The organism is Brevibacterium sp. FAM 24630, assembly GCF_049804075.1.
In the GTDB taxonomy this organism is placed as follows: Bacteria; Actinomycetota; Actinomycetes; order Actinomycetales; family Brevibacteriaceae; genus Brevibacterium.
In genome coordinates, this window is record NZ_JBNBZD010000001.1 from 39,417 (window position 1) to 64,525 (window position 25,109).

Consider the following 25,109-nt stretch of genomic DNA (forward strand, 5'->3'; position numbering starts at 1 on the left):
CGATCAGGCGAAGTAGTTCTCGACGTCGATGGCTCCCCCGTCTCGAGCGAACTCTTCGGCGACTTCGGCGGCCAGGGCATCGTCGACGAGGAAGTCCAGGGCCGTACACGCCAGTCCATAGGCCGCGTCGCTCGCTGCTGACTCTGCGGCCGGGGTCTTCGCGGCTTCGGCGAATTCACGGGTGTGCAGGGCCACCTCGGCGTCGGCGGTCTTGATGAGCGGGTGAATGCCGGGGATCCGGTAGGAGACGTTGCCGAAGTCTGTGGATGCGGCGATCGACTCGTCGAGGACACCGCGGGGAAGCGGAGACCGCCCGCGGGCCTGTTCGTGCTCTGCCCAACGTCGGGTCAGCGCCGAGTTCGCGCGCACGGGCAGCGACGGCGGGTGTTCGTCCCAGGCGACGTCGACTCCGGTGCCGGTCATCAGTGCAGCACCCTGCGCGGCGTCTTCGACCCGGTCCGAGAGCTCCTTGAGCGTTTCTGGGAACTTCGACCGGACGTAGCACTGGACCGTGGCGGCCTCGGTGATGATCGACGGTCGGGTGCCGCCGTCGGTGATCACGGCGTGCAGGCGCGAGATCGGGGGCATCTGCTGCCGCAGCAGGCCGAGTCCCTGGTAGAAGAGGTTCGCCGCGTCGAGGGCGTTGCGGCCCATGAACGGCTGCGCCGAGGCGTGGGCTGCGATGCCGGAGTAGGTGACGGTGAGCAGTCGCCGTCCCAACCACACCTGGTCGGCGCAGTCGTAACCGTAGCCGTGGACCATGATCGCCGCATCGAGACCGTCGAAGGCACCGGCCCGGGCCATGACCTCCTTGCCCGAGTGCCCCTCTTCTGCCGGGGTGCCCAGCAGCACGACGGTGCCCGGCACAGCCTCGGGATCCTTCTCATACAGTGCGTGGAGTGCGAGGAAGGCGCCGACTCCCGCGGTGGCGATGATGTTGTGTCCGCAGGCGTGTCCGATCTCGGGCAGGGCGTCGTATTCGGCGAGGATCGCAATGGTCCGACCCTGCCCGGAACCGGTCGTGGCCCGCAGCGTCGTCTCGACCCCGTACAGTCCCGTCTCGACGTCGATGCCGTGCTTGTCCAGTACCGAGGCGATTGCGGCGACGGATTCGAATTCGACGAAGGCGGTCTCGGCCAGCGTATGGATCGTGTGGAGCAGGTCCTTCAGCTCGCTCTGTGCGGCCTCGAGGCCTGCGGCGATTCCGGTGCGGCTCGTCTCCGGGGCACCGGCGAAGTCCGAGTCCCAGTCGGCGGCCGCTTCGGCCCGAATCCGGGTCTGGTGGGCCATCTGGTCGAGGTAGCTCTCGTCCGGTGCGGTCGGGTGATTGAGATCACGGATTCCACTCATGGCTGTAAGCATAGGTGTCTTGCCGTTGTGGCACACCCGATTCCGTCATTTCCGATCCCGTCATGTCCGAATCCGCCGAGGCGGCACCGCATGATCCGGTGTCCGTCGGGGTCTCGTCGATGCCGGGGTTCGGTGAGTCTCAGGCTTCGATGATGCGGATGGCGAGGGAGTCGATCTTCGCGACGAGCTCCTCATCGGCGGCGACGGTCTCCTGGAACCGGCGCACCTCTTCCTGCGGCACCTCGGATTCGACGCCGAGGGTGATGCCGAGCTCCGGTCCTGCGAAGTGGACGGAGTTGCTGCCGGGGCTGACGCCCAGCCGAGCCAGCCACGGAAACGACTCGGCGATGGCACGCAGACGCCGGGCCACCTCGGCGTCGGCCCAGGACGGGGTCCAGGGCTGGGACTGGACGAAGGCGAACATGGACGGCCGGCGCAGCAGGAACGAGGGCTCGGCTCCCGGGTCGAGGACGACGAGCTGGGATTCGGCCTCGATCGCACCGAGCACGAGCCGTTCGGATTCGATCGGCACGGGACGCGCATCCGGGTGCCAGGCGGTCAGCGGCGGAATGCCGGAGAAGCCGGGCGTGCACTCGCGTCCGTCCTCGGCCTGAAGACGGACCATCGCCATCTCCGAAGAGTTGTCGGCCATGAGCCCGTTCTCTCCGACCTCCTGGTCGACGACCATCGGCACGATCGGGGCGTAGAGCCGGGCCCCGGACAGTGCCGTGACGACCTGCTGGTGTGCGGCGGGTTCCAGGGGCGTTTGTGCGACCTGGTTCAACGCTTCCAGCAGTGCGGTGTCGGCCAGTCCGGAGTCCCCGGAGAACGGGTTGGGTTTGAGCTCCCGCCCGGCCCAGGCCTGTCCGGCCGAGTCCGTGGGCTGATGGGAGTCCTCTGGACCGTGCGAGTGTGTGCTCACCGGCTCACCGTCCTGCGACGTCGAGGGCCTCTTCCAGAGTGAACTTGCCGGCGTAGAGTGCCTTTCCCACGATCGCCGAGTCGACGCCGAAGGGCACGAGCTCACGCAGGGCACGCAGATCGTCGAGGCTGGAGACACCGCCGGAGGCGACGATCGGGGTCTCGGTCTTCTCGGCCAGGGACTTGAGCAGTTCGACGTTGGGGCCCTGCAGGGTGCCGTCCTTGCGGACATCGGTGACGACGTAGCGAGAGCAGCCGGCCGCTTCGAGGGTCTCCAGAACTTCGTAGAGGTCTCCGCCGTCCTGCGTCCAGCCGCGGGCGGCCAGCGTCGTGCCGCGGACGTCGAGTCCGATGGCGACCTGGTCGCCGAAGCGGGAGATCATCTCAGCCGTCCACTCCGGGTTCTCCAGTGCCGCGGTGCCGATGTTCACGCGTTCGGCGCCGGTGTCGAGTGCGCGCTCGAGGCTTTCGGTGTCGCGGATTCCGCCGGAGAGTTCGACCTTGATCCCCACGGCCTTGACGACCTGGTTGAGCAGGTCCGAGTTCGAACCGCGGCCGAAGGCGGCATCGAGGTCGACGAGGTGGATCCACTCGGCTCCCCTGCTCTCGAAGTCCTGAGCCGCGTCGATGGGTGAACCGTAGTCGGTTTCGGTGCCGGCTTCACCCTGGACGAGCCGGACGGCTTTGCCGTCGGCGACGTCGACTGCGGGAAGGAGGACGAGCTTGTTCGGGGTCTCTGTCATTGTGACCTTTCTGCGAAGGGTGCCAGGGGATTCGGGCAATGCTAGTCGGTGCGCTCGGTCAGGAACTGAGCGGGGCTCTACGAGAACGTGCCGATCCAGTTGCGCAGCAGCTGCGCTCCCGCTTCGGCGGATTTCTCCGGATGGAATTGGGCCGCCCAGGTGGTGTCGTCTTCGACGGCGGCGATGAAGTCGCTGCCGTGTCGGGCCGTGGTCACCTTGGTGTCGGGAGGCGGCTGGGTCGCGGCATAGGAGTGGACGAAGTAGAAGCGCTCCTCGCGGATGCCGGCGAACATCTGCGAGTCCTCCGGCGCGGAGACCTGCGACCAGCCCATGTGAGGAACGACCGGGGCCTTGAGGCCGGTGACGGCTCCCGGCCACAGGCCGATGCCGTCGGTCTGCACGCCGTGTTCCTCGCCTCGGGCGAAGAACACCTGCAGGCCCACGCAGATGCCCAGCAGCGGACGGCCCTGTGCATGGCGGGTCCGGATGAGTTCGCCTCCCCCGAAGTTCTGCAGTCCCGTCATGACGGCGGAGAAGGCACCGACGCCGGGGACGAGGAGACCATCGGAGTCGTTGATGACGTCGTGGTCGGCCGTCAGTGTCACCTCGGCGCCGGCGGCAGCGGCCGCGCGCACAGCGGAGCGGACGTTTCCGGCGCCGTAGTCGAGGACCGCGACCGTCGTCATCGCTTTGCGCCCTTGCTCAGCACCGACCAGATCCGCCACAGGGAGAATCCGAGGACGATGGCACCGAAGACGGCGACGACCCAGGCGACGGTGTTGCCGCCGAGGCCCAATGCGACGCCGAAGGCAGCGACGAGACCGGCGAGGACCGCGGCGACGATCCACAGCAGCGCGGTGCGGGCCACCGCGGCACGTCCCGGCGTCATGGTGGCGGCGCTGGCCTGCAGCTTCGTCATCGAACTCGTCGGGATATTGCCGTCGACGTCTTCGGCGGCGACGGTTTCGAGCAGGAGACCTTCGAGCACATCGGGCAGGTTCTTCAGAGCCAGCCCGGCGGGAACATCGGATTCGCGGTTGCCGTGACGGTAATGTCCGGCATCGATCTGCTCTTCACTGCGGACGAGGAGGAGGACCTCATGTTTGCCCGCGAGCTTCGAGATCGCGGCAGCCGCCTCGTTGCCGGCCTGCACATCGGTGTCGGCGAGGACGATTCCGGTGAACTCCCCGATCGGAACGATGGTGCCGTGGATGTTCGACAGCACGCAGGCTGCGGCCAGCTGCTGGGCGACCCCGAAGGGGGTCACGAGAACGGTCGTGCTCACAGGACTCCCTTGGTGCTGGGAACGGAATTGCTGCGGGGGTCTTCTTCCACGGCTTCGCGCAGGGCACGGGCGAAGGCCTTGAACTGGGCTTCGACGATGTGGTGCGGATCGCGACCGCGCACGAGGTCGAGGTGGACGGTCAGTCCGCCGTGGAAGGCGATGGATTCGAGCGAGTGGGAGGTCATCGAACCGGTGAAGTGACCGCCGATGAGGTGGTACTGCTGACCGTCGGGTTCGCCTGCGTGGACGAAGTAGGGGCGACCGGAGACGTCGACGACACACTGGGCCAGGGCTTCGTCGAGTGGAACCGCGGCGAAGCCGTAGCGACGGATGCCGATCTTGTCGCCGAGGGCTTCACGCAGAGTCTGGCCGAGCACGATCGACGTGTCTTCGACGGTGTGGTGGACATCGATATGGGTGTCGCCGGTGGCAGTCACGTCGAGGTCGATCATCGAGTGCTTCGCCAGGGCGGTGAGCATATGGTCGAAGAACGGCACGCTGGTCGAGATGTTCGAGGTGCCGGTGCCGTCGAGGTCGACGGACACGGACACCGTGGACTCGGAGGTGGTGCGTGAGTTCTGGGCCTGCCTCATGGTGTGCCTTTCGTCGGGGCGGAGGATGACGGAGCTGAGCCGGAGGGAGCCGCGCTGGGAGCCGTTGAGCTGGGCGGAGACGTCGGTCGTTCGGCGAGGATGTCCGGGGACTCGGCGAGGATCTCATCGATGGCGCGAAGGAACGCGTCGGTCTCATCCTCGGTGCCGGCGTTGACGCGGGCGTGGCCGGCGATGCCGATGTCGCGGATGAGCACGCCGCGGTCGAGCAGCTCCTGCCACAGTCGTGCCGGTGAGGAGATGTTGCCGAAGAGCACGAAGTTCGAATCGCTGTCGTGGACGGTGAAGCCGACTTCAGCGAGATGCTCCGACATGCGGTTGCGGGAGTCGATGAGCCGGTCGACGTTGCCGAGCAGCACGTCGGCGTGTTCGAGGGCGGTGCAGGCAAGGACCTGTGTGACCTCGGACAGGTGGTAGGGCAGACGGACAAGGCGGAGGGTGTCGATGAGTTCGGGGGCGGCGATGGCATAGCCCAAGCGCAGCCCGGCACAGGCGAAGGCCTTGCTCATGGTGCGGGACACGACGAGGCGCGGACGGCCGTCGAGCAGGGTCATCGCCGAGGATGCGGCCGGGCGGGAGAATTCCGCGTAGGCCTCATCGACGATGACGATGCCCGAACAGTTCTCGTAGGCGGCGTCGATGACGTCGAGGCCGATCGAGGTGCCTGTCGGGTTGTTCGGGGTGCAGAGGAAGACGATATCGGGGTCGACCCGTGCGACCTCGGCGGCGACGGTCTCAGCGTCGAGGGTGAAGTCGTCCCTGCGGTCGACGTGCCTCCATTCGGCTCCGGTCCCGGTCGTGATGAGCGGATGCATGGAGTAGGACGGGGTGAAGCCGAGGACGGTGCGGCCCGGGCCGCCGAAGGCCTGGACGATGTGGCTGAGGACTTCGTTCGAACCGTTGGCTGCCCAGATCATGCCGGGTTCGAGTGCGACTGTGTCTCCTGCGCGTTCGTTGACACCGTTGAGATAGGTGACGAGGTGTTCGCGCAGCGCAGTGAATTCCCGGTCCGGGTAGCGGTTGAGCCCGGAGAAGTGATTGTTGACGGCGGCACGCATGCTGTCGACGACGACGTCCGGGAGCGGATAGGCGTTCTCATTGACGTTGAGCTGGACCGGCACGTCGAGGTGCGGAGCCCCGTAGGGCTTGAGCCCGACGAGGTCGGCACGCACTGGCAAAGATTCGATGTTTCCCACGCGATCAGTCTACCGAGAGACTCCCACCGCTCCGGCGGCGGGTCGAGCCTCGAGATCCGACATCGGAGCTCCGGCCCGATGCGGCCGAAAGCAGCTCCCCGGCGACCTCGCACGTTGCCACGCTGCGCGGCTGCCGGTCTCACCCGGCCGGCCCTCAGCGGACGGGGACGTCGAGGGTCTGGCCAGGGTGGACGGTCGGAGTCGTCAGATGGTTGATGTCGACGATATCGGCCACGACATCGCGGGTATCGCGATCAAGTCCGAGGCTCGAGGCCACGGTCCACAGCGACTCGCCTTCACCGACGACGACCGCGTCGGCTTCGATGCCGATGCTCTCGGATTCCGGTTCGGCGACCGCTGCGGCCGAGAACGACTGGGTGGCGAGGAGGAGCGCTCCGCCGATGACGACGAGAGCAATGAGCAGGGTCCGGAGAAGGCGAACCGCCTGGCGTCCACGAGTGGTCAGGCGCAGCCCGGTGTTCTGTGCAGACATCGCATTACCTCTTTCATTCGTACGATTCCACCAGCAATCGGTAGAACGTCTGTTCTATTCAACATGCCAATCGAACAAATGTCCAGTCCAACTCGAACATCTATGCGACAATGAGAGGGAACCAGCGTTGTTGATTGATCTGTCAGAACCATCTCAGCCGGCACTGACACGAGTATCTTCGAAGCGGAGATCACGGCGTCCAGCGGCAGGGAATAGAACGAAGGGGAACGAGCAATGGTTCAGAACAAACGAGGCAGAGGCCGGCCTCGCAACGAAGATGTTGCCAGTGAGATCGCTGCCGCTCGCAGCGATGACGACGAGATTCAGATCCCTGAGGGTTCGACCGGCGAAGACGACTTCCGCCTCACCCCACGTCAGCGTCTCGTGCTCGAAACCATCGAACGCGCTGTCGTGACCAACGGCTACCCGCCGAGCATGCGCGAGATCGGCAAGGCCGCCGGACTCGCTTCGCTCTCGAGCGTGGCCCACCAGCTCTCCCAGCTCGAACGTCTCGGTTATGTCCGCCGCGATCCGAAGCGCCCGCGCGCCATCGAGGTCGTCAATCCGTTCGAAGAGGAAGAGGCGGAGCGGGCGAAGTTCGAAGAGCTTGCCAACAACACCGTGCAGGTGCCGGTCGTCGGACGGATCGCCGCCGGTGGCCCGATCCTCGCCGAACAGGAAGTCGATGACATCTTCTCGCTGCCGACGCAGGTCGTCGGCTCCGGTGAGATGTTCCTGCTCAAGGTCGTCGGCGATTCGATGATCGAAGCCGCCATCTGCCACGACGACTGGGTGGTCGTGCGCAAGCAGCACACCGCGGACAACGGCCAGATCGTTGCGGCGCTGCTCGACGGCGAGGCGACCGTGAAGACGCTCAAGCGCAAGGCGGGTGAGCAGTGGCTGATGCCGCAGAACGAGAACTATGAGCCGATCGACGGCACCTACGCCCAGATCATGGGGCTCGTCGTCGCTGTCATCCGCCGCCTCTGAGCACACTGCCGGCGGCCCCGGCACTCAACGCTCGAACACAGAACGCCTGCGACCGGATCGGTCGCAGGCGTTCTGCCATTCAGGCGGAGCGATCGGTCGTCGAGGCGCAGTGCCTAGTCATTCCGTTTCGGACTCGGCGAGGCGGGCCAGGCTCGTGCGCACGAGCTGAGCGTTCGTCGTCGGCCACATCCGCGGCATCGAGTTGACGAGGAAGCCGGAGTACCGGGCCGAACGCAGCCGCGAATCGAGCACGGCCACCACTCCCCTGTCCTTGGTCGAGCGGATGAGCCGACCCGCTCCCTGTGCCAGACGCAGCGCGGCATGTGTGGCGGAGACGGCCATGAAGCCGTTGACACCCCGCTGATCGGCATCCCGCGCGCGGGCCTGCATGAGCGGGTCGTCGGGGCGCGGGAACGGCAGCCGGTCGATGATGACCAGCCGGTTCGTCCGGCCCGGCACGTCGACTCCCTGCCAGAGTGACATGGTGCCGAACAGGCAGGTCTGGTCATCGGCGGTGAATTGGGAGACGAGTGCGGGCAGGCCGTCATCTCCTTGGAGCAGGATCGGAAAATCGAATTTCTCCCGCAGGTGTTCGGCTGCGGCATTGGCCGCCGCCCGAGAGGAGAACAGTCCCAGTGCCCCGCCGTTCGAGGCTCTGACGAGCTCTTCGAGTTCGGTGAGCGCTTCGTCGCTCAGGCCGCTGCGTCCGGGTTTGGGCAGGTGGGAGGCGACGTAGAGGATGCCCTGTCTGCCGTAGTCGAAGGGCGAGCCGACGTCGAGGCTGTCCCATTTCGGGGCGTCGGGGCCGAAGAGTCCCAAGGATGCGGCGACCGCGTCGAAGTTCCCGCCCAAGGACAGAGTCGCCGAGGTGGCCACGACGGTGGACTCTTCGAAGATGCCCGAGCGCATGGTCCCGGCCACACTCAGGGGTGCGACGACGAGGTTCGTCGTCTCCTTCTCCCGGAATGTCGACCGCGAGAGCCAGATGACGTCGTTCTTGCCCGGATCGCAGAAGCGTTCGGCGAGTTCGAAGATCTCCTGACACCGGGCCTTGGCCATCTGCCGGCCGGCATCGGCGTCTTCGGTCTTGCCTCCGATGTCGTTGATGATCTGTCGGGCGGAGTCGCGGATCTGCGTCAATGCCAGCCCGAGGGCTTCGCTCATATGGAGGATGAGTCCTTCGGGCACCGAGGACTGTGCGCGTTCGAGTGCCGCCGCAGCGGAGTCGAGAAGGGAGACGACCCCGTCCTGGACGGTGGTGTGTTTGCGCACCGAACTCGTCGCGGCCGAGAGCATGCTCGTGTTGATCTGCCCGGACAGGGCGTTGGTCACCCGGTCCTTGAGCTCGTGGGCCTCGTCGATGATGATGACATCGTGTTCGGGCAGCACGTTCGATTCGCCGAAGGCGTCGATGGCCAGCAGCGCATGGTTGGTCACGACGATGTCCGCCTCGGCGGCCTTGTTCCGGGCGATCTCAGCGAAGCATTCGGTGAACAGGGGGCAGTTCGATCCGAGGCAGTCGAAGGCGTTGACGGACACCTGCGACCAGGCGCGGTCGCTGACACCGGGCATGAGGTCATCACGGTCACCGGTGTCTGTGGTCTTCTCCCAGGTGCGGATCCTCTGGATCTCCTCGCCCAGGCCGGAGCGTTCGGCCGGTTTGCGTCCCGCCTCGGCGTCAGCACCGAGGTCGAAGAGCATTCCTTCGCCTTCGTCGGGGTACCCGCCGGAGAGCTTGTGCTTGCATACATAGTTCCGTCGGCCCTTGAGCAGAGCGGCCCTCGGCAGCGGGTCGAGGTCCTTCTTCACGGCTTTGAACAGACGCGGCAGGTCACGGTGGATGATCTGCGTCTGCAGCGCCAGGGTCGCTGTCGATACGACGACCTTCCCGCCGGTGCGATTGACGTATTCGGCCGCCGGCACGAGGTAGGCCAGGGACTTGCCCGTGCCGGTGCCGGCCTGCACGAGCAGGTGGATGCCTTTGTCGACCGCCGAGGCGACCGCTTGAGCCATATCCTGCTGACCCTGCCTGGGCGATCCGCCGATGGCCCCAACGGCGGATTCGAGGAGGTCGTCGACAGCCTTCACTCGTCGATGACCAGGTCCGGACGCTGGAACTCACGCAGCTCGTCGACGATTTCGGCCGGCACCTTCACCTGCAGGCTCGTGCCTTCGGACCCGTGGGATTCGTGTTCGACGGTGCCCAGGGCGTAGATCTTCGACACGAGGTCGCCGCGTTCATAGGGGACGAGCAGCGTCATGTCGATGTCCGGGGCGGGAAGCCGACTCTCGATGGCCTCGACGAGGGCGTCGATGCCTTCCCTCGTCACGGCCGAGACGAACTGCGCCTTCGGATATTCCGCGCGCAGACCGGTGATCACGGCCTCCTCGGCGAGATCGGACTTGTTGAACACGAGGAGTTCGGGGATGTCCCCGGTCTCGACGTCTTTGAGGACTTCGCGCACGGCGTGGATCTGCCCGTGCGGGTCCGGGTGGGAGGCGTCGACGACGTGGAGGAGCAGATCCGAACCGGCGGCCTCCTCGAGCGTCGAGCGGAAGGCTTCGACGAGCTGGTGGGGCAGGTTGCGGACGAAACCGACGGTGTCGGTGTAGGTGAAGACGATGCCGTCGGCGGTCTTCGCCTGTCGGACGGTCGGGTCGAGGGTGGCGAACAGCGCGTTCTGCACCATCACCTCGGCATCGGTGAGCCGGTTGAGCAGGGAGGACTTGCCCGCGTTCGTGTATCCGACGATCGCGGCCGAGGGCACATGGTGGCGGGCGCGGTTCTTCCGCTTCGTCTCCCGTGACGGGGCCATTGCGGCGATCTCACGGCGCAGTTTGGACATGCGGGTGCGGATGCGGCGGCGGTCGAGTTCGATCTTCGTCTCACCGGGTCCGCGGGAGCCGATTCCGGCACCGCCGGCGACACGACCGCCGGCCTGCCGGGACAGCGACTCGCCCCAACCGCGCAGGCGCGGCAGGAGGTATTCGAGTTGGGCGAGTTCGACCTGGGCCTTGCCTTCACGGGATTTCGCATGCTGGGCGAAGATGTCGAGGATGAGGGCGACACGGTCGACGACCTTGACCTTGATGACGTCCTCGAGGCCGCGACGCTGGCTGGGGGCGAGCTCGGAGTCGATGATCACGGTGTCGGCGCCGACGGAGGCGACGATCTCGGCGAGTTCGTTCGCCTTGCCTTTGCCGAGGTAGGTGCCGGGGTCCGGTTTGTCACGGCGTTGGATGAGCGCGTCGAGGACGTCCGAACCGGCGGTTTCGGCCAGCGCCGCGAGCTCACGGATCGAGTTCTCGGCTTCGGCCTGAGTGGTGTTCCAGATGCCGGCGAGCACGACGCGTTCGAGTCGGACCTGGCGGTATTCGACCTCGGTGATGTCTTCGAGTTCGGTGGAGAGTCCGGCCACACGGGTGAGTGCGGCACGCTCGGCGAGGTCGAACTGGTCGTCCTCGCGGGTGGTGTCGTGATCGTCCAGGGCCTGGGCGCCTCGGGAGAGCACACGGTCGAGCATCGCGTTGCGACGCTCCTTGTCTTCAGACGTCATTCATTCCTTTGTTCTCTGCCGCCCGCACGGTACTGATCGTGTGGGCGTGGTCCTGCTGCGCACCGACGGTGGCGCATCGCACCGACGATGGTGTCCATCAATTCTCCCACAGCCGTCTAGACTGAAGTGGTGTCAGAGCACTATTTCACCGAATCTCCGAGCAGTGAGGCCAAGACCCGCGAACTGCGCCTCGAATTGGCCGGCCGCGAGGTCACCGTCGAAACCGTATCAGGCACGTTCTCACCGACTCGCCTCGATCTCGGCACCGCCGTGCTGCTGCGGCATCTGCCCGAACCGCCGACCGGTGATGTCCTCGACCTCGGCTGCGGGTGGGGGCCGATCGCCCTGCACACCGCATTGGAGGCCAAGGACGCCGAGGTGGCCCTGCGAGTGTGGGCACTCGACGTGAACTCCCGGTCCCTGGAGACGACAGCGGCGAACGCGCGCCGGCTCGGACTCGATTCGATTGCTCCCGTCACCGCCGAGCAGATCCCCGCGGACCTCCAGTTCTCCGCCATCCGGTCCAATCCCCCGATCCGCATCGGCAAGGCCGCCCTCCACGAACTGCTTGAGACCTGGCTGCCGCGACTGGCGCCGGGCGGTCGGGCCGATCTCGTCGTGTCGAAGAACCTCGGGGCCGATTCCCTGCAGAAATGGATCGCGCAGATGCTCGGGGACGGGTTCACGATCGAACGCACGGGTTCGTCGAAGGGCTTTCGCGTCCTCACCGTCCACCGCGGCTGAGTCTTCGGTTCGACACGTCATTCCGCGCCGAGGCTGAGGTCTTCCCTCGCCGAGGTCGGGCTCGGCTGCGCGTACGAAGTGCGGTCCGCTCGCGCCTCAGCTGATGGTGCCGCTGGCGACGAGGGTCGCGGGGCCCGCGAGGCTGACACGTCCGCTCGTGCCCTCGGGGTTCGGGTCGATCTCGATGCGCAGCTGTCCGCCGGGCACGTCGACGCGCCACTGCAGCGGCGAGGTCTCCCCCGCCCAGTGGTGGGCGGCGATCGCTGCGGCGCATGCGCCGGTGCCGCAGGAGCGGGTCTCGCCGACTCCGCGTTCGAACACCCGCATGCGCAGTGCGCCCTCTCCTCCGGCAACGTCGGAGCGAGCGGGCTCCATGACGATGTATTCGACGTTCGAACCGTCCGCGGGCACCGGGTCGAGGACCGGGGCGTCACGCAGATCGGCGGCAGAGAGTTCGGAGTGTTCGGCCAGCGCGACGACCGTATGCGGATTGCCGGTGGACACGCGCAGTCCGGGTCGAGCGACTTCGACGCCGCCGGTGGTCACGAGCACCGAGCTCGACGGGTCGAGTGACCAGTCGCCCATGTCGATCGTGTACCAGGCGTCGCTGGCCGAGCCGGGTCCCGACGCTCCCGTGCCGACGACGTCGTCGCCGGTCTGGACGCCGAGTGCCGGGTTGAGGGTGGTGCGCACGGTTTTGATTCCGTCGCGGGTGCCGACGAGGATGTCGCGGGTATCGGCCGGAACGCGACCGCTGGTCACGAGCACGTGGGCGAAGACACGCACACCGTTGCCGCACATCTCGGACAGGCTGCCGTCGTTGTTGTAGTAGTCCATGAACCATTCGGCGCCGGCTGCGGCCTGCTCGGCTGCGCCGGGGATGCCGCTGGCGGCGGACCGGACGATGCGGATGATGCCGTCGGCGCCGAGCCCGGCTCGCCGGTCGGCCAGTGTGGCCACGGTTTCCGGATGCATCTCGAGTTCGCTGTCATCGTCGGACAGCAGGACGAAGTCATTCTGCGTGCCGTGTCCCTTGAGGAAGGAGACATCGGTCCAGGCGGCGAACGGGGTATCCGGAGTGCTCATGGCACCATCCTATCGGTGGACCTCGGCGGCTCGATACAGTCTCCGATCAGGGACCGAATCTCTTCGCCAGCTCGAGGCCCCTCTGCGCCCACGCGATCTCGGTTCGTGCCTTCTCGGCCAGTCCTTCATAGGCGAATCGCTTGAACGCGATCGTCTTCTCGCGGTCTTCGGGGCGGGTCACTTCCAGTCGCCGCTGGAGCATAGGTGTGGTCAGTGTGTCGATCTTGTCGATCTCGTCTTCCCAACACTTCAGTTCAGAAGTCCAATGGGCGATGTGATCGTTGAGGAAGGCTGTTCGGGTCTCATGATCGGCTGATTCCAGATACGCGGCTTTGAGATGCGCAGCGTCACGCGTGCGCTGATACTTCAGCGGAGTGCGCATCCATTCGGCGAAGTTGTCCTCACCGGCATCCGTGACGTGATACACCCGCCGGGTGGCCACGCTCCCCCGGGTCTGCTCTTCGGGCTCGACGAGTCCTTCCTTGGCCATCTTCCTCAGCTCGGGATAGATCTGCGAGTCCGGAGCGTGCCAGACGTATCCGACGGACTGCGAGAACTGCTTCTGCAGCTCGTAGCCGGACATGGGTGCTATCCGCAGGAGCACGAGGAGGGCACTGCGTAGGCTCATAGGTCTGAATCTCCCTGTAGTCGAACGCATTGAGGGCCCGAACCGAAGTCCGGGCCCTCTCAGGATAGCGGTGTCAGTTCGTGTAGCCGGTCCGCCAACCGCCCTTATACGTCTGACGTGCGACCGTCGAATACGGGACCGGGCTGACAACAGCACGAACCTCGGTCTGCTCGTGCGGCTCGACCGATGCCTTCGAGGTGCCTCCGTTCGGCTCGCCCCACACGACCTTGAGCTCCGCGCCTTCGGGAACTTCTGGATCGATCACGGCCAGTGACAGTCCGCGACGTTCGTTGGCCGAGTATCCGGTGAACATCGAGAAGCCGACTGTGTTGCCCTCGGCGTCGATGACCGAGTCGTAGTTCGCCGAACCGTAGTTCGCCAGCGGCAGATCGAAGTACTTGTAGTTCGGACCGTCGACATTGAGCGGCGAGGACAGCACCTGGCCGAGGTCGTCGGCGTCCCAGGCGAGGGTGACCTTCCGACGCTGCTTCGCCGGATCCATCTTCTCCAGGGCGCTGCGGCCGATGAAGTCGTGGTCGAACTTGACGAAGGAGCCATAGCCGAGCTCCCACGGGGTCAGGTAGTAGTCTTCGATGTTCTCCGAGACGAACGATCCGGCCAGCGTTCCTGTCGCTTCGTAGCTGTCGACACCGAGCCATTCGCGGAAACCGCGCTCTTCCTCGCCGGTGTAGATCGCCGGCAGCGGCGAAGGGATCCAGCCGGATTCGAGGGTGTTCGACGGGTAGGCGCGAGCCCCGACCGGCAGGAGGCCGAACTCGGCTCCCGCCTCGACGATGGCATCGCGGATCAGGTGGTGGTCTTCGTAGGGGCCCCAGACCTCGAGGCCCGGAGCGCCGGCCATTCCGTGCCGCAGCGTGCGGACCTGCTTGCCGGCGATCGACATCGTCGACATGTTGAAGAAGCCGAGCTTCTCGAGCGGGCCGCCGTTGAGCTTCTCAATGATGCTCCACGCGTTCGGACCCTGAATCTGGAATCGGCAGTACTGCCGTGAGACCGCGTCGCCATACGGGCGCGAGGGCGAACGACGATCGATCTCGATGTCGAGGTTCGAGTAGCCGCCGGTCTCGCCGTGGTAGAGCAGCCAGTTCGACGCCGGGGCGCGTCCGACGTAGACGTACTCGTCTTCGGCCTCGTGGAAGAGGATGCCGTCGCCGATGACATGGCCCGAGGCCGTCGTCGGAACGTACTGCTTGGCCTTGTTCACCGCGAACTTCGCCGTTGAGTTGATGGCGGTGTCGGAGATGAGCTTGATGGCGTCGGAGCCGCGCAGGAACACGTTGTCCATGTGATGTGATTGGTCGTAGAGGACTGCGGTCTCCCGCCATGCCCGCTGTTCCTTGATCCAGTTGCTGAAGTCAGCGGGGACGACCGGATAGATGTATGACCCGATCTGGGAATTGCGGAGCAGGTCGACCGGGTTCGTGGTCTCGAGGAGCTGCTGGAGATTGTCGGTCATGGGATGTGAACCTCTCTGTTCTGATTCTTGCTGATGGTCGCGTTCTTGCTGGTGGTCGCTGACAGCACTTCTCGTTCGGCGTGGGCCCCCTAGAGTCCGGGCGAGAAGTCGCTGACCCATTGGGCCGTGTTGAGCAGGCCGCCGAAGGTGTAGAAGTGCACCTTGATGTTGCTCCTGTGCGGGCCGTCGTTCCTGCTCGGGTCGTCGATTTCGCCTGCCAGCTCGGTGAGGAACCTGTCGGGGCCTGCCGTGCCGAGAAGATTGGTGAGGGAGAATCCGTACTTCTTGACGATCGAGGCGCTTGTCCCGACCCCGAATCGGCCCGCATATCCGAGCAGCCGCTTGATTCCGGCTGGGCCGGGCGTTCCGATGCGGATGAGGGAGTCGATTCCGTGCTCCCGGGTCTCCCGGATCCACGTACAGACCCGGTCGGCATCGAAGGCGAACTGGGTGAGGACCACACGGTCCAGCCCTTGGGCTTTCAGGGACTGGGTCTTTGCCTCCATATGAGACCACAGGTCGTTCGTTGCGATATCGGGGTGACCTTCCGGGTATCCGGCGATGCCGACCTCGGTCACGCCGTAGTTCGGCAGAATTCCGGTATCGATGACCGACAGCGAATCGGCGTAGGGTCCTTCCGGTTCCTTCGGGTCTCCGGCGACGACGAATACGCGCTCCGAAGCCCCCACCTGCTGAAGTTCGCCGAGGAAGTCTTCAAGCTCAGCTGGCGATTTCAGTCTGCGCGCGGAGATGTGCGGAACCGGAACGAAGCCCAGCTCGCGGACCACCTTCGCAGCGTTGACTCGCATCGCGAGCTCCTCGTTGCCGAGGAAGGTGACGTTGACGCGAGTGCCTGGTGGTATGGCAGGAGCCGCTTCACGCAGCTTCTCGACGTCCTTGCCCGTCATTTCGAGTGAGTAGTCGTCAACGAGCTGAGTTCCGGTTGCTGTGACCACGAGGCCGCCTTTCACGAACACTTCAATGGGTTCCGTGAGTCACTATACGCATAGGTATTTGCCTCAGTCCATAGGTACTTTGCGCATCGCCTCCCCGGAGTGAGCCCTGGCCGCGAACCATTGCCCTGCGGCTCGGGCGATGCTAGCGTGACTGGCATCTCATTTTCACTATCATCATAGGGACTCTGTATAGGGAAGTCGCATCGGGGCGACGTTCCTGCTCTTCACCAGACCTCACAATGACGGAGACTTCTCGTGGATCTACGCACTCGCATCGACAACTCGCCGATGTCCTTCTACCAATGGCTGATCGTCGCGATCTGCACACTTCTCAACGCCTTGGACGGCTATGACGTCCTGGCCATCTCCTTCTCCTCCAATCAGGTGACCGAAGAATTCGGACTTACCGGGACTGCTCTCGGACTCGTCATGAGCGCGGCGCTCTTCGGCATGGCCGTCGGAGCCCTGGTGCTCGGCCCGGTGGCAGACCGAATCGGGCGCAGGAACATGATCGTGATCGCCATCATCATCAATGCGATCGGTCTCTTCATGTCCGCAACCGCAACCTCGGCGAATCAGCTCGGTCTGTGGCGGATCGTCACCGGCTTGGGCATCGGAGGCATTCTGGTTGCCACCAACGTCATCTCAGCCGAATACTCCTCACGCAAGCGTCGCGGCCTGGTCATCAGCATCTATGCAGCGGGGTACGGAATCGGTGCGGCGATCGGCGGATCCGTGATGGTCGCGCTCATCGCGAGCTCCGGCTGGCGATCGGTGTTCGTCCTCGGCGGTGCGCTGGCCGTCTTCTCACTCCTGCTGGTCATCTTCTTGGTACCGGAGTCCCCGTCGTTCCTCTACAACAGGAAGCCGCACAATTCGCAGGCCAAGCTCGAAGTCATCGCCCGCAGGCTCGGTTTCGACGAGCCCGTCGATATCGATGCCAGGCCGGCCGCATCTGCTGGAGGAGCGGACTCCGGGACGGGAATCATGGCTCTGTTCAATCGCCAGAACCGCCGCGTCACCTTCGTCGTCTGGACGACGTTCTTCATCATCATGTTCGGGTTCTACTTCGTGAATTCGTGGACTCCACGGCTCATGCACGAAACCGGTCTGACAGACACCCTGTCGATGATCGTCACCGTCGGTCTCACCTTGGGCGGGGCCATCGGTTCTGTGGTCTTCGGCCTCTTCACCTCACGCTGGTCCACGCGAACCGTACTCATGACGTTCTCGGTGGTGGCTGCCGTGCTCATGGCGATCTTCATTTTCATGGCGCAGTGGATCGCAGTCGTCGTGGTCTTCGGTGTGCTTGTCGGCATGTCGATCAACGGCTGCATCGCCGGACTCTACGTGCTGACGCCGCAATCGTACCCGTCGACGCTGCGGTCGACGGGCGCAGGATGGGGCATCGGAATCGGGCGATTCGGCGCCATCATCGCTCCGACGGCCACCGGTGCCCTGCTCGACGGAGGATGGAGTCCGCAGCTGATCTATGTGTTCGTCGGAGCGGTGCTGCTCCTGGCATCGCTTGTGCTCATGGGGATGCGCGGCATCGACGTCGAAGCGAACAAGCGACCGCAGACCGAGAACCGGGCACATGCGGGAGCGGAGTGACGAGCCGAGCAGAGGCCGGAGCGAAGTGGCGAGCCGAGCACATGCCGGAGCGAAGTGGCGAGCCGGACAGAGGCCGGAGCGAAGTGGCGTACCGTCAGTCGAACCTGCGTCGGCGGACGCCGATCAGGGCTCAGTGAGCACCTTGAGCGCTGCTGCCAGGTTCTGTTCGGTGTCGGCGGCGCTGCCGTCGATCCAGTGGATGCGCGGGTCCCGGCGGAACCAGGTGTCCTGCCGTCGGGCGAACTGACGGGTCCTGATCGTGGTTTCCTCCTGCGCCTCGGCGACGGTGAGCTCCCCGGCGAGGTGGCGCCGGATCTGGGCATAGCCGATGGCTCGGGACGCGGTCTTGCCCTCCGCCAGTCCGTGGTCGAGGAGGTCACGGACCTCGTCGACCCAGCCGTGGTCCCACATGAGTCCGACACGGGTCGCAATGCGTTCGTGGAGGACGGTCCGGTCCATGCTCAGCCCGAGGTGGATCGTCGGTTCGATCTCCTGGTAGTCGGGCAGCTGGGCGCTGAAGGGGCGTCCGGTGAGTTCGATGACTTCGAGGGCCCGGGCGATGCGCCGCTGATCGTTCACGGTGATCTTCGCGGCTGCGGTCGGGTCGAGTTCCCGCAGCTTCTTGTGCAGGCTCCAGCGATCGGCTGAGGCTTCTGCTTCGAGACGGGCACGGACAGCCGGATCGGTGCCGGGGAATTCCATATGATCGACGGCGGCGCGGACGTAGAGCCCGGACCCGCCGACGAGGATCGGTCGGTGCCCATGTTCACGCACCTGCGCGATGGCGGCCCGCGCACGCGCTTGGAAGTCCTGGACGTTCGCCTCTTCCGTGACGTCGAGGATGTCGATGAGATGGTGGACGATGCCTCGGCGCTCCGTGACCGGCAGCTTCGCGGTGCCGATGTCCATCCCCCGGTAGAACTGCATCGAGTCCGTGTTGATGATCTCCCCGCCGAGGCGCTCGGCCAGATCGAGGGCGAGCTCGGACTTGCCGGTGGCGGTGGCTCCGACGACGGCGATGATCGGCGGCGGATCGTGGTGCTCAGTCACGGTCATTCACGCCCGGGTGTTGGAGAGCGCCAGTCTCCGCTGCCGTCCAGGAACCTGTACCGCACAGTGACCGCACATCGTGGACGCGCTCGTCGAACCTCACGTCGACTGACGAGATCTCAGCGCCCTGTTCGATGAGGTGTTGGATCCCGGCCTCAAGGACGGAGAGATTCGCATGCATGGACTCCCCCTGGGCACAGAGGTCGACAACGGCGGCCGCCTCAAGGGTCGCGCCGGCGGTGAGTGCCGCGACGACCGCGGTGTCGAATTCTGCGGCTCCGTCGACCGGGGCCAGAGGAGCTTCTTCGGCCGCGGCTCCGGACAGGTCGACGGGCAGCAGCAGATTCGCACTCGACCCGAGCGCTCCGACCTCGACTCCGGTGGCATGAGCATGAAGGAGGGCGACGATGATGGCGGAATCGACCGCCTCGGCGAGGGACCGTTCGGTCTCGGTCAAAGATTCGACGAGCTCGACCCAGGCACCACCGGTGTGGAGTCGGTCGGTGCGGAGGTCGAGGCCGCGATCGATGCCCCAGCCGCCGAGCCCGGCCACGGGAGGCAGGGTGTCGATAGGCAGTGCCCAGTTCGAGTGGGTGCCCAGGATCTCGCGGATCTTGGCGCGCAGTCCGGCGGTGCGGACCGTTTCGGTCCGGTCGATGTCGTCGAGCAGCACGGGGGCTGCCGGGATGATGGCGAAGCCGCTCATCTCAGTCGCGGGGGCGGATGGTCGGCATGCCGAGGTTCGTCGCCCCGCCCGCGCCCTGTCCGGGCGCAGGAGCGCCGCAGCTGTCGGCCTGCGCACGGTCGTAGGCGTCGCCGGCGCGGGACGGGCGCAGCGAATATCCGGAATCGGCGAGCAGGAAGTAGGGTTTCGCCTCGGTGACGGTGGCGGTGACGAAGTCGCCGGGGCGAGGAGGCTCTGCGCCTTCGGGGATGCCGACGTGGACGAGTCGGTTGTCCGCGGCGCGACCGCTCAGTCGTGGGGAATCATCGTGCGGAAGCTTGGTCACGAGCACCTCGACCTCGCGGCCGATCTGCTTCTTGTTCTCGTCCCAGGCGATCTCGTCCTGGAGTGCCGTGAGGCGTTCGAAGCGTTCCTGGACGACGTCCTTCGGGATCTGGTTGTCCATGGTCGCGGCCGGGGTGCCGGGCCGGATCGAGTACTGGAAGGTGAAGGCCTGAGAGAAGCGGGCGCGGCGGACGATGTCCATGGTGCCTTGGAAGTCCTCCTCGGTCTCACCGGGGAAGCCGACGATGATGTCGGTGGTGATGGCCGCGTGCGGGATACGTTCGCGCACGCTGTCGAGGATGTTCATGAATCGCTTCGTCCGGTAGGACCGGCGCATGGACTTGAGGATGGTGTCCGAACCGGACTGCAGCGGCATGTGCAGCTGCGGCATGACGGTGGGGGTCTCGGCCATCGCTTCGATGACGTCGTCGGAGAAGGCGGCCGGGTGCGGGCTGGTGAAGCGGACACGTTCGATTCCGTCGACGTTGCCGACAGCGCGCAGCAGTTTCGCGAACGCGCCTTTGTCACGGAATTCGGCACCGTAGGAGTTGACGTTCTGTCCCAGCAGGGTGACTTCGACGACTCCGTCGGCCACGAGTGCTTCGACCTCGGCGAGGATGTCGCCGGGGCGACGGTCCTTCTCTTTGCCGCGCAGGCTGGGGACGATGCAGAAGGTGCAGGTGTTGTTGCAGCCAACCGAGATCGAGACCCATCCGGAATGCTGGGATTCGCGGCGGCTGGGCAGGATCGAGGGGAAGACGTCGAGGCTCTCGAGGATCTCGACCTGGGCTTCCTCATTGTGTCGGGCGCGTTCGAGCAGCTCCGGCAGGGAGCCCATGTTGTGGGTGCCGAAGACGACATCGACCCAAGGGGCCTTCTTGACGATGGTGTCGCGGTCCTTCTGTGCCATGCATCCGCCCACGGCGATCTGCAGGCCCGGGTGGTTCTCCTTGACCTTCGCGAGTTGGCCGAGGTTGCCGTAGAGACGGTTGTCGGCGTTCTCGCGCACGGCGCAGGTATTGAAGACCACAACATCGGCCTGGTCGTCGGTGTCGGCCTGAACGTAGCCGGCGTCGTCGAGGAGTCCGGAGAGACGTTCGGAGTCGTGGACGTTCATCTGACATCCGTAGGTCTTGACCTCGTAGCTGCGAGGTGCGGTCTCGGATGTCGCCGGGGAATCAATCAGTTCAGTCATGGCGCACCTATTCTAGCCCTTCCCCGGACTCGGTTCAGTCTTCGGCGAGGACCTCGCGGGTGACCTTGATGCAGATCGCCGAGGGGAAACCGCGGCGGGCGAGCATGCCGAGGATTCGGCGCTCTCGCACGTGGTATTCGAGACGGCGGGTCGAGGCCGCTTTCTTCGCCGCGACTTCGCGTGCGAGTTCTTCCTCGCCATCGACTTCGGCGACGGCATCGTCGGCGAGTTCGGGGCTGATGCCCTTCTTGCTCAGTTCGCGTTTGAGTACGGAGCGAGAGAGTTTCCGGTTCTCCCTCTGCGCCCGGACGAAGCGGTGGGCGAATTCTTCGTCGTTGAGCAGACGGGAATTCTGCAGCTTCTCAATGAGTTCGTCGACGGCCTCAGGCATGAGGTCGCGTTTGAGCAGCTTCTTGCGCAGCTCGTCGCTGGCATGATCGCGCATGGCGAGCATGTTCATCGCTGTCTTCTTCGCCTGCGCATAGTCGGCCTCGAAGTCGGGGGCATCGTCTTCGTCGTCGAAGTGCAGGCCGCCTTCGAGGTCGGTGCCGGCGTCGGTGTCATTGTCCTCAGATGCGAAGTCAGGGGCGAGTGTGCCATCGAGTGTCTGCGCGGAGTCCGGAACAACGACGAAGTCGGGAAGCGCGTCGGTCCCACCTTCGACCCAGCCGTTTCCCGCGTCCTTCTGCGGACGTGGGCTGCGGGACGCCTTTTTCTTCTTTCGCGGCGCATTCCTCGGAGCAGGGTCCGCGTCGATACCAGAGAGCCCGGCGAAGAACCCGCCTTCGCCTTCGGCATGGCGCTGGTCGATCTCGGTGATCGCACTGCGCAGCTGGGAAAGCGTCGTCGCTTGACCGGAGTCTCCCGCACCGACCTGGGCGGCCGGTGCGGTGGACTCGTCGTCAGGCATCGGGGTGTCAGGAGACTTCGACGTCATCCGTCTGTGCTTCTCCGGCCGCTTCGGCGTCTTCCTCGGGTTCGTCGACCTTGATGAGACCCAGCTTGTGCTTGATCTTCAGTTCGATCTCCTCCGCCAGTCCGGGGTTGTCGCGGAGGAAGTTGCGGACGTTCTCCTTGCCCTGGCCGAGCTGATCGCCGTCGTAGGTGAACCAGGAGCCGGACTTGCGGATGATGCCGTTGTCGACGCCCATATCGATGAGGCTGCCTTCGCGGGAGATGCCGTGGCCGTAGAGGATGTCGAATTCGGCCTGCTTGAACGGCGGGGCGACCTTGTTCTTCACGATCTTCGCGCGCGTCCGGTTGCCGACCGCGTCCTGGCCCTCCTTGAGGGTTTCGATGCGGCGGACGTCGATGCGTACGGAGGCGTAGAACTTCAGCGCCTTACCGCCCGAGGTGGTCTCCGGCGAACCGAAGAAGACGCCGACCTTCTCACGCAGCTGGTTGATGAAGATCGCGGTGGTCTTCGACTGGGCCAGGGCGCCGGTGATCTTACGCAGCGCCTGCGACATCAGACGTGCCTGCAGGCCGACGTGGCTGTCACCCATCTCGCCCTCGATCTCAGCCTTCGGCACAAGCGCGGCCACGGAGTCGATGACGATGACGTCGAGGGCTCCCGAGCGGATGAGCATATCGGCGATCTCGAGCGCCTGTTCACCGGTGTCCGGCTGGGACACGAGCAGCTGATCGGTGTCGACGCCGAGCTTCTTCGCGTACTCCGGGTCGAGCGCGTGCTCGGCATCGATGAAGCCGGCGATTCCGCCCGCCTTCTGAGCATTGGCCACAGCGTGGAGGGCCACGGTTGTCTTACCGGAGGATTCAGGGCCGTAGATCTCCACGACGCGGCCGCGCGGCAGACCGCCGATGCCCAGAGCGATGTCAAGCGCGATCGAACCGCTCGGGATCGAGGCGATCGGCTCCCGGACCCCATCGCCGAGACGCATGATCGCGCCCTTGCCGTAGTTGCGATCGATCTGCCCCATCGCCGCTTCGAGCGCCTTCGACTTGTCGCCGCCGGTGGGGACCTGAAGGTTCTTGGGTGTACGTGCCATGACGTCTCCTCTTCGTTGCTTTTCCGTTGAGACCAAGGCTAGAAGATGGCACTGACATAACGACAGAGGAAGGATTTCCCCCGTGGATAACCAGCCACTCATGGTCACAGGTCCCGTGATTCCCTACCAGCATAACCGACATGGGAACAGGTGTTCTATATATCGGGGTGTGTCGCGCATTTCGTTCGAGCGCGACGTCTGCTGTCAGCGGGAATCAGCACGAATCAGAACGGGGTGGCGCGCGGTTTCTCTTTGCCGAGGCGGCGAGATTCGGGCACACCCATGGAATCGCAGACCGCGATCCAGATGTCGCGGGGTTCGACTCCTGCCGAGAACGCCTCTGCGGCGGTGCGTGAGCCGAGCGAGCTGAGGGTGAGGTCGGTGTGCAGGGAGGCAGCACGCGCCTCACCGAATTCCTCGTTCATGAGGATCCAGTAGAGCGTGTGCCGCATCAGGGCTTGGCGGCCAGGCGTGGCCCGGAGTAGCTCTCGGGATGGCCGAGGATCTTGTCCGACAGTTCCTGCGGAATGGTGTCGGGGATCTGCACTCCCTCTTCGAGGGCGAAGCGATCGGAAACCGAGGACAGCAGCGCTGACAGCGGCAGATCGAGTGCCTCGCAGATGGCCGACAGCAGCTCCGAGGAGGCTTCCTTCTGTCCGCGTTCGATCTCGCTGAGGTAGCCGAGCGAAACGCTGGCACCGGTGGAGACATCGCGAAGGGTGCGTCCTTGACGACGGCGGGCGGAGCGTAGCGCGTCGCCGATTTCGACTCTCAATAACATAACGCGGCCCTCCCTTTGTCAGCGCGTTCCGTCGTGGTGGTTCCAATAACCTTACAACCTGGCCGTGACACAGCACCAACCTGGTTCCCCGAGCGGATGGTTTTGCCAGTCCACTCGAAGACTTTGGAGAGATTACGTCCGATGGTCATCACTCGGTCAACCTCTTAAGCATCGAAGTTATTCCCCCGACGGCCCGAGCGCCCCGGGCTCGGTGCTCTCGGCAGGGGCAGGCTGCGACTGTTCGCGGGCCGGGCCGAAGGCGAGTGCGGTGACGAATTCGTCGAGGTTGACCGCCATCGCCTGCACCGTCTGATTGCGGATGGCATTGCGGTCGCCGCTGAACTCGTGTTCGAAGATTGTGGCTTTGCCGCCGAAGGCGATCGCCGTGTAGGCGAGCCCCACCGGCTTGTCGTCCTGCGGGTCGGGTCCGGCCACCCCGGTGCATGAGATCCCGATGTCGGCCACGCATCTCTGAGCGGTGCCGACGGCCATCTGTGCGGCGACGACCGGGTCGATGGGCCCGGTCTCCTCGAGGTGGTCGGCATCGACTCCGGCGAGGCTGGCTTTGAGGTCCGTGGCGTAGGTGACCAGTCCCCCGCGCACAACGGCTGAGGCGCCCGGAACGTCGACGAGTGAGGCGACGAAGCGCCCTCCGGTCAGGGATTCCGCCGAGGCCAGTGACAGACCCAGTCGTGTGCAGGTGGCGATGATGCGCCGGTTGGATTCGAACAGCTCGGTATCAGTCACGGGCCCCGTCCCCTGCCGCCCTCGAACCGCCGGCCTTCGCCTCCTTGTAGAGCTTCGCCGCCTGCACGCAGTAGTCGATGCCGGTGACGAGGGTGACGACGATGGCCCCGGTCATGACGACCCACGCGAAGACGAGCAGGATGACGTAGACGACGGGCGGGACCAGGTGCGCCAACGGGAAGATGAGCAGGAAGAGTCCGATGGCGACGGTCTGCAGCACCGTCTTGATCTTCCCGCCGCGTGAGGCGGGCATGACGGCGATGCGGATCATGAAGAACCGCAGCACGGTGATGCCGAGTTCGCGCACGAGGATGATCACCGGCACCCACCAGGGCAGTTCGACGATGATCGCGAGCCCGATGAGGGCGGCGGCCATGAGAGATTTGTCGGCGATCGGATCGGCGATCTTGCCGAAGTTCGTCACGAGGTTGTATCTGCGGGCCAGATCACCGTCGATCTTGTCGGTGAGCATCGCCAGGAGGAACACGACGAGGGCCCACCAGCGGGTGGTGACATCGTCGCCTCCCTGGGCCAGGAGGAGGACCAGGAAGACGGGCACCATGAGCATGCGCAGCACCGTGAGCGCATTCGGAATGTTCCATGGGCTCGGTTCTGCGGCGGGCTGCTGAGAGGCTCCGGCCTCGACTCGATCGTTCACGACTCCACC

General features: G+C 65.3%; 26 protein-coding genes. 3 read left to right on the top strand and 23 right to left on the bottom strand.

Annotation, left to right across the window (positions count from 1 at the left end; translation table 11 throughout):
• Positions 1-3: 3 nt before the first annotated feature.
• From ACPUD7_RS00160 to ACPUD7_RS00195, 8 genes are all read right to left on the bottom strand, one after another.
• The gene (locus ACPUD7_RS00160) at positions 4-1,350 is read right to left on the bottom strand and encodes a M20 family metallopeptidase (RefSeq protein WP_425118764.1); all 1,347 of its coding nucleotides are present in this window, start codon (positions 1,348-1,350) and stop codon (positions 4-6) included.
• Between the two features lie 139 nt (positions 1,351-1,489).
• On the bottom strand, positions 1,490-2,272 hold the full coding sequence (locus ACPUD7_RS00165; protein WP_425118765.1) for an SseB family protein: 783 nt from the start codon (positions 2,270-2,272) through the stop codon (positions 1,490-1,492).
• Between the two features lie 4 nt (positions 2,273-2,276).
• The gene (gene priA / locus ACPUD7_RS00170; protein WP_135539303.1) at positions 2,277-3,014 is read right to left on the bottom strand and encodes a bifunctional 1-(5-phosphoribosyl)-5-((5-phosphoribosylamino)methylideneamino)imidazole-4-carboxamide isomerase/phosphoribosylanthranilate isomerase PriA; all 738 of its coding nucleotides are present in this window, start codon (positions 3,012-3,014) and stop codon (positions 2,277-2,279) included.
• 77 nt (positions 3,015-3,091) lie between these two features.
• Positions 3,092-3,700, bottom strand: a complete 609-nt coding sequence (gene hisH, locus ACPUD7_RS00175; protein ID WP_425118766.1) for an imidazole glycerol phosphate synthase subunit HisH — start codon at positions 3,698-3,700, stop codon at positions 3,092-3,094.
• A complete protein-coding gene (locus ACPUD7_RS00180) occupies positions 3,697-4,299 on the bottom strand; it encodes a hypothetical protein (protein ID WP_425118767.1) in 603 nt (200 codons plus the stop codon). The genes hisH and ACPUD7_RS00180 overlap by 4 nt, the downstream gene beginning before the upstream one ends.
• A complete protein-coding gene (hisB, locus tag ACPUD7_RS00185; protein ID WP_135539308.1) occupies positions 4,296-4,892 on the bottom strand; it encodes an imidazoleglycerol-phosphate dehydratase HisB in 597 nt (198 codons plus the stop codon). Before hisB ends, ACPUD7_RS00180 begins: the two co-directional genes overlap by 4 nt.
• Positions 4,889-6,106 (bottom strand): histidinol-phosphate transaminase, encoded by a 1,218-nt coding sequence (locus tag ACPUD7_RS00190; RefSeq protein ID WP_425118768.1) that lies wholly within the window; start codon positions 6,104-6,106, stop codon positions 4,889-4,891. The genes hisB and ACPUD7_RS00190 overlap by 4 nt, the downstream gene beginning before the upstream one ends.
• Before the next feature lie 154 nt (positions 6,107-6,260).
• Positions 6,261-6,599 (bottom strand): LysM peptidoglycan-binding domain-containing protein, encoded by a 339-nt coding sequence (locus ACPUD7_RS00195; RefSeq protein ID WP_135539312.1) that lies wholly within the window; start codon positions 6,597-6,599, stop codon positions 6,261-6,263.
• Between the two features lie 234 nt (positions 6,600-6,833).
• On the opposite strand from ACPUD7_RS00195, the gene lexA reads away from it, so the two are divergent.
• Positions 6,834-7,589 (top strand): transcriptional repressor LexA, encoded by a 756-nt coding sequence (lexA, locus tag ACPUD7_RS00200; RefSeq protein WP_135539314.1) that lies wholly within the window; start codon positions 6,834-6,836, stop codon positions 7,587-7,589.
• Positions 7,590-7,706: 117 nt separating this feature from the next.
• Here the strand turns inward: lexA and ACPUD7_RS00205 are convergent, their stop codons facing one another.
• Together ACPUD7_RS00205 and hflX are read right to left on the bottom strand one after the other, a co-directional pair.
• Positions 7,707-9,677 (bottom strand): ATP-dependent DNA helicase, encoded by a 1,971-nt coding sequence (locus ACPUD7_RS00205; RefSeq protein ID WP_135539316.1) that lies wholly within the window; start codon positions 9,675-9,677, stop codon positions 7,707-7,709.
• Positions 9,674-11,146, bottom strand: coding sequence for a GTPase HflX (hflX, locus tag ACPUD7_RS00210; protein ID WP_135539318.1), 1,473 nt, complete (start codon positions 11,144-11,146; stop codon positions 9,674-9,676). Before hflX ends, ACPUD7_RS00205 begins: the two co-directional genes overlap by 4 nt.
• 129 nt (positions 11,147-11,275) lie before the next feature.
• Between hflX and ACPUD7_RS00215 the strand changes: the two genes are divergently transcribed.
• A complete protein-coding gene (locus ACPUD7_RS00215; RefSeq protein WP_135539320.1) occupies positions 11,276-11,890 on the top strand; it encodes a class I SAM-dependent methyltransferase in 615 nt (204 codons plus the stop codon).
• A 96-nt stretch (positions 11,891-11,986) separates the two neighbouring features.
• On the opposite strand, the gene dapF is transcribed toward ACPUD7_RS00215, so the two are convergent.
• The 4 genes from dapF to ACPUD7_RS00235 form a co-directional block, all read right to left on the bottom strand.
• Entirely contained in the window at positions 11,987-12,976 is a 990-nt protein-coding gene (dapF, locus tag ACPUD7_RS00220; RefSeq protein WP_135539322.1) for a diaminopimelate epimerase, read from the bottom strand.
• Between the two features lie 46 nt (positions 12,977-13,022).
• Positions 13,023-13,604: a PadR family transcriptional regulator gene (locus ACPUD7_RS00225; protein ID WP_135539324.1), complete on the bottom strand. Its 582-nt coding sequence runs from the start codon at positions 13,602-13,604 to the stop codon at positions 13,023-13,025.
• A gap of 73 nt (positions 13,605-13,677) precedes the next feature.
• Positions 13,678-15,081, bottom strand: coding sequence for a vanillate/3-O-methylgallate O-demethylase (gene ligM / locus ACPUD7_RS00230; protein WP_135539326.1), 1,404 nt, complete (start codon positions 15,079-15,081; stop codon positions 13,678-13,680).
• Positions 15,082-15,170: 89 nt separating this feature from the next.
• On the bottom strand, positions 15,171-16,037 hold the full coding sequence (locus ACPUD7_RS00235; RefSeq protein WP_240689731.1) for a methylenetetrahydrofolate reductase: 867 nt from the start codon (positions 16,035-16,037) through the stop codon (positions 15,171-15,173).
• 255 nt (positions 16,038-16,292) lie between these two features.
• Between ACPUD7_RS00235 and ACPUD7_RS00240 the strand changes: the two genes are divergently transcribed.
• Positions 16,293-17,651, top strand: coding sequence for an MFS transporter (locus tag ACPUD7_RS00240; protein ID WP_135539328.1), 1,359 nt, complete (start codon positions 16,293-16,295; stop codon positions 17,649-17,651).
• Between the two features lie 123 nt (positions 17,652-17,774).
• Here the strand turns inward: ACPUD7_RS00240 and miaA are convergent, their stop codons facing one another.
• The 9 genes from miaA to pgsA all read right to left on the bottom strand — a co-directional run bounded on the left by miaA (position 17,775) and on the right by pgsA (position 25,100).
• Complete coding sequence (gene miaA / locus ACPUD7_RS00245) at positions 17,775-18,707, bottom strand: tRNA (adenosine(37)-N6)-dimethylallyltransferase MiaA (protein ID WP_135539330.1); 933 nt, start codon at positions 18,705-18,707, stop codon at positions 17,775-17,777.
• A complete protein-coding gene (locus ACPUD7_RS00250) occupies positions 18,694-19,407 on the bottom strand; it encodes a hypothetical protein (protein WP_135539332.1) in 714 nt (237 codons plus the stop codon). The genes miaA and ACPUD7_RS00250 overlap by 14 nt, the downstream gene beginning before the upstream one ends.
• Position 19,408: 1 nt before the next feature.
• On the bottom strand, positions 19,409-20,905 hold the full coding sequence (gene miaB, locus ACPUD7_RS00255) for a tRNA (N6-isopentenyl adenosine(37)-C2)-methylthiotransferase MiaB (protein ID WP_425118769.1): 1,497 nt from the start codon (positions 20,903-20,905) through the stop codon (positions 19,409-19,411).
• 34 nt (positions 20,906-20,939) lie between these two features.
• A complete protein-coding gene (locus ACPUD7_RS00260) occupies positions 20,940-21,842 on the bottom strand; it encodes a regulatory protein RecX (RefSeq protein ID WP_425118770.1) in 903 nt (300 codons plus the stop codon).
• Complete coding sequence (gene recA, locus ACPUD7_RS00265) at positions 21,823-22,914, bottom strand: recombinase RecA (protein ID WP_135539336.1); 1,092 nt, start codon at positions 22,912-22,914, stop codon at positions 21,823-21,825. The genes ACPUD7_RS00260 and recA overlap by 20 nt, the downstream gene beginning before the upstream one ends.
• A 224-nt stretch (positions 22,915-23,138) precedes the next feature.
• Positions 23,139-23,366 (bottom strand): DUF3046 domain-containing protein, encoded by a 228-nt coding sequence (locus ACPUD7_RS00270; RefSeq protein WP_135539338.1) that lies wholly within the window; start codon positions 23,364-23,366, stop codon positions 23,139-23,141.
• The gene (locus ACPUD7_RS00275) at positions 23,366-23,695 is read right to left on the bottom strand and encodes a helix-turn-helix domain-containing protein (protein WP_135539340.1); all 330 of its coding nucleotides are present in this window, start codon (positions 23,693-23,695) and stop codon (positions 23,366-23,368) included. Before ACPUD7_RS00275 ends, ACPUD7_RS00270 begins: the two co-directional genes overlap by 1 nt.
• Before the next feature lie 177 nt (positions 23,696-23,872).
• Positions 23,873-24,442, bottom strand: a complete 570-nt coding sequence (locus tag ACPUD7_RS00280) for a CinA family protein (protein ID WP_425118773.1) — start codon at positions 24,440-24,442, stop codon at positions 23,873-23,875.
• Positions 24,435-25,100: a CDP-diacylglycerol--glycerol-3-phosphate 3-phosphatidyltransferase gene (gene pgsA, locus ACPUD7_RS00285; protein ID WP_425118774.1), complete on the bottom strand. Its 666-nt coding sequence runs from the start codon at positions 25,098-25,100 to the stop codon at positions 24,435-24,437. The genes ACPUD7_RS00280 and pgsA overlap by 8 nt, the downstream gene beginning before the upstream one ends.
• Positions 25,101-25,109: the final 9 nt, after the last annotated feature.

Coding starts and splice junctions, on each gene's coding strand:
- ACPUD7_RS00250 (WP_135539332.1), bottom strand. CDS start 19,407: ATGAGCGGCTTCGCCATCATCCCGGCAGCCCCCGTGCTGCTCGACGAC.
- hisB (WP_135539308.1), bottom strand. CDS start 4,892: ATGAGGCAGGCCCAGAACTCACGCACCACCTCCGAGTCCACGGTGTCC.
- dapF (WP_135539322.1), bottom strand. CDS start 12,976: ATGAGCACTCCGGATACCCCGTTCGCCGCCTGGACCGATGTCTCCTTC.
- recA (WP_135539336.1), bottom strand. CDS start 22,914: ATGGCACGTACACCCAAGAACCTTCAGGTCCCCACCGGCGGCGACAAG.
- hflX (WP_135539318.1), bottom strand. CDS start 11,146: ATGACGTCTGAAGACAAGGAGCGTCGCAACGCGATGCTCGACCGTGTG.
- ACPUD7_RS00260 (WP_425118770.1), bottom strand. CDS start 21,842: ATGACGTCGAAGTCTCCTGACACCCCGATGCCTGACGACGAGTCCACC.
- hisH (WP_425118766.1), bottom strand. CDS start 3,700: ATGACGACGGTCGCGGTCCTCGACTACGGCGCCGGAAACGTCCGCTCC.
- miaA (WP_135539330.1), bottom strand. CDS start 18,707: ATGACCGTGACTGAGCACCACGATCCGCCGCCGATCATCGCCGTCGTC.
- miaB (WP_425118769.1), bottom strand. CDS start 20,905: ATGACTGAACTGATTGATTCCCCGGCGACATCCGAGACCGCACCTCGC.
- ACPUD7_RS00275 (WP_135539340.1), bottom strand. CDS start 23,695: ATGTTATTGAGAGTCGAAATCGGCGACGCGCTACGCTCCGCCCGCCGT.
- ACPUD7_RS00270 (WP_135539338.1), bottom strand. CDS start 23,366: ATGCGGCACACGCTCTACTGGATCCTCATGAACGAGGAATTCGGTGAG.
- lexA (WP_135539314.1), top strand. CDS start 6,834: ATGGTTCAGAACAAACGAGGCAGAGGCCGGCCTCGCAACGAAGATGTT.
- priA (WP_135539303.1), bottom strand. CDS start 3,014: ATGACAGAGACCCCGAACAAGCTCGTCCTCCTTCCCGCAGTCGACGTC.
- ligM (WP_135539326.1), bottom strand. CDS start 15,081: ATGACCGACAATCTCCAGCAGCTCCTCGAGACCACGAACCCGGTCGAC.
- ACPUD7_RS00195 (WP_135539312.1), bottom strand. CDS start 6,599: ATGTCTGCACAGAACACCGGGCTGCGCCTGACCACTCGTGGACGCCAG.
- ACPUD7_RS00225 (WP_135539324.1), bottom strand. CDS start 13,604: ATGAGCCTACGCAGTGCCCTCCTCGTGCTCCTGCGGATAGCACCCATG.
- ACPUD7_RS00160 (WP_425118764.1), bottom strand. CDS start 1,350: ATGAGTGGAATCCGTGATCTCAATCACCCGACCGCACCGGACGAGAGC.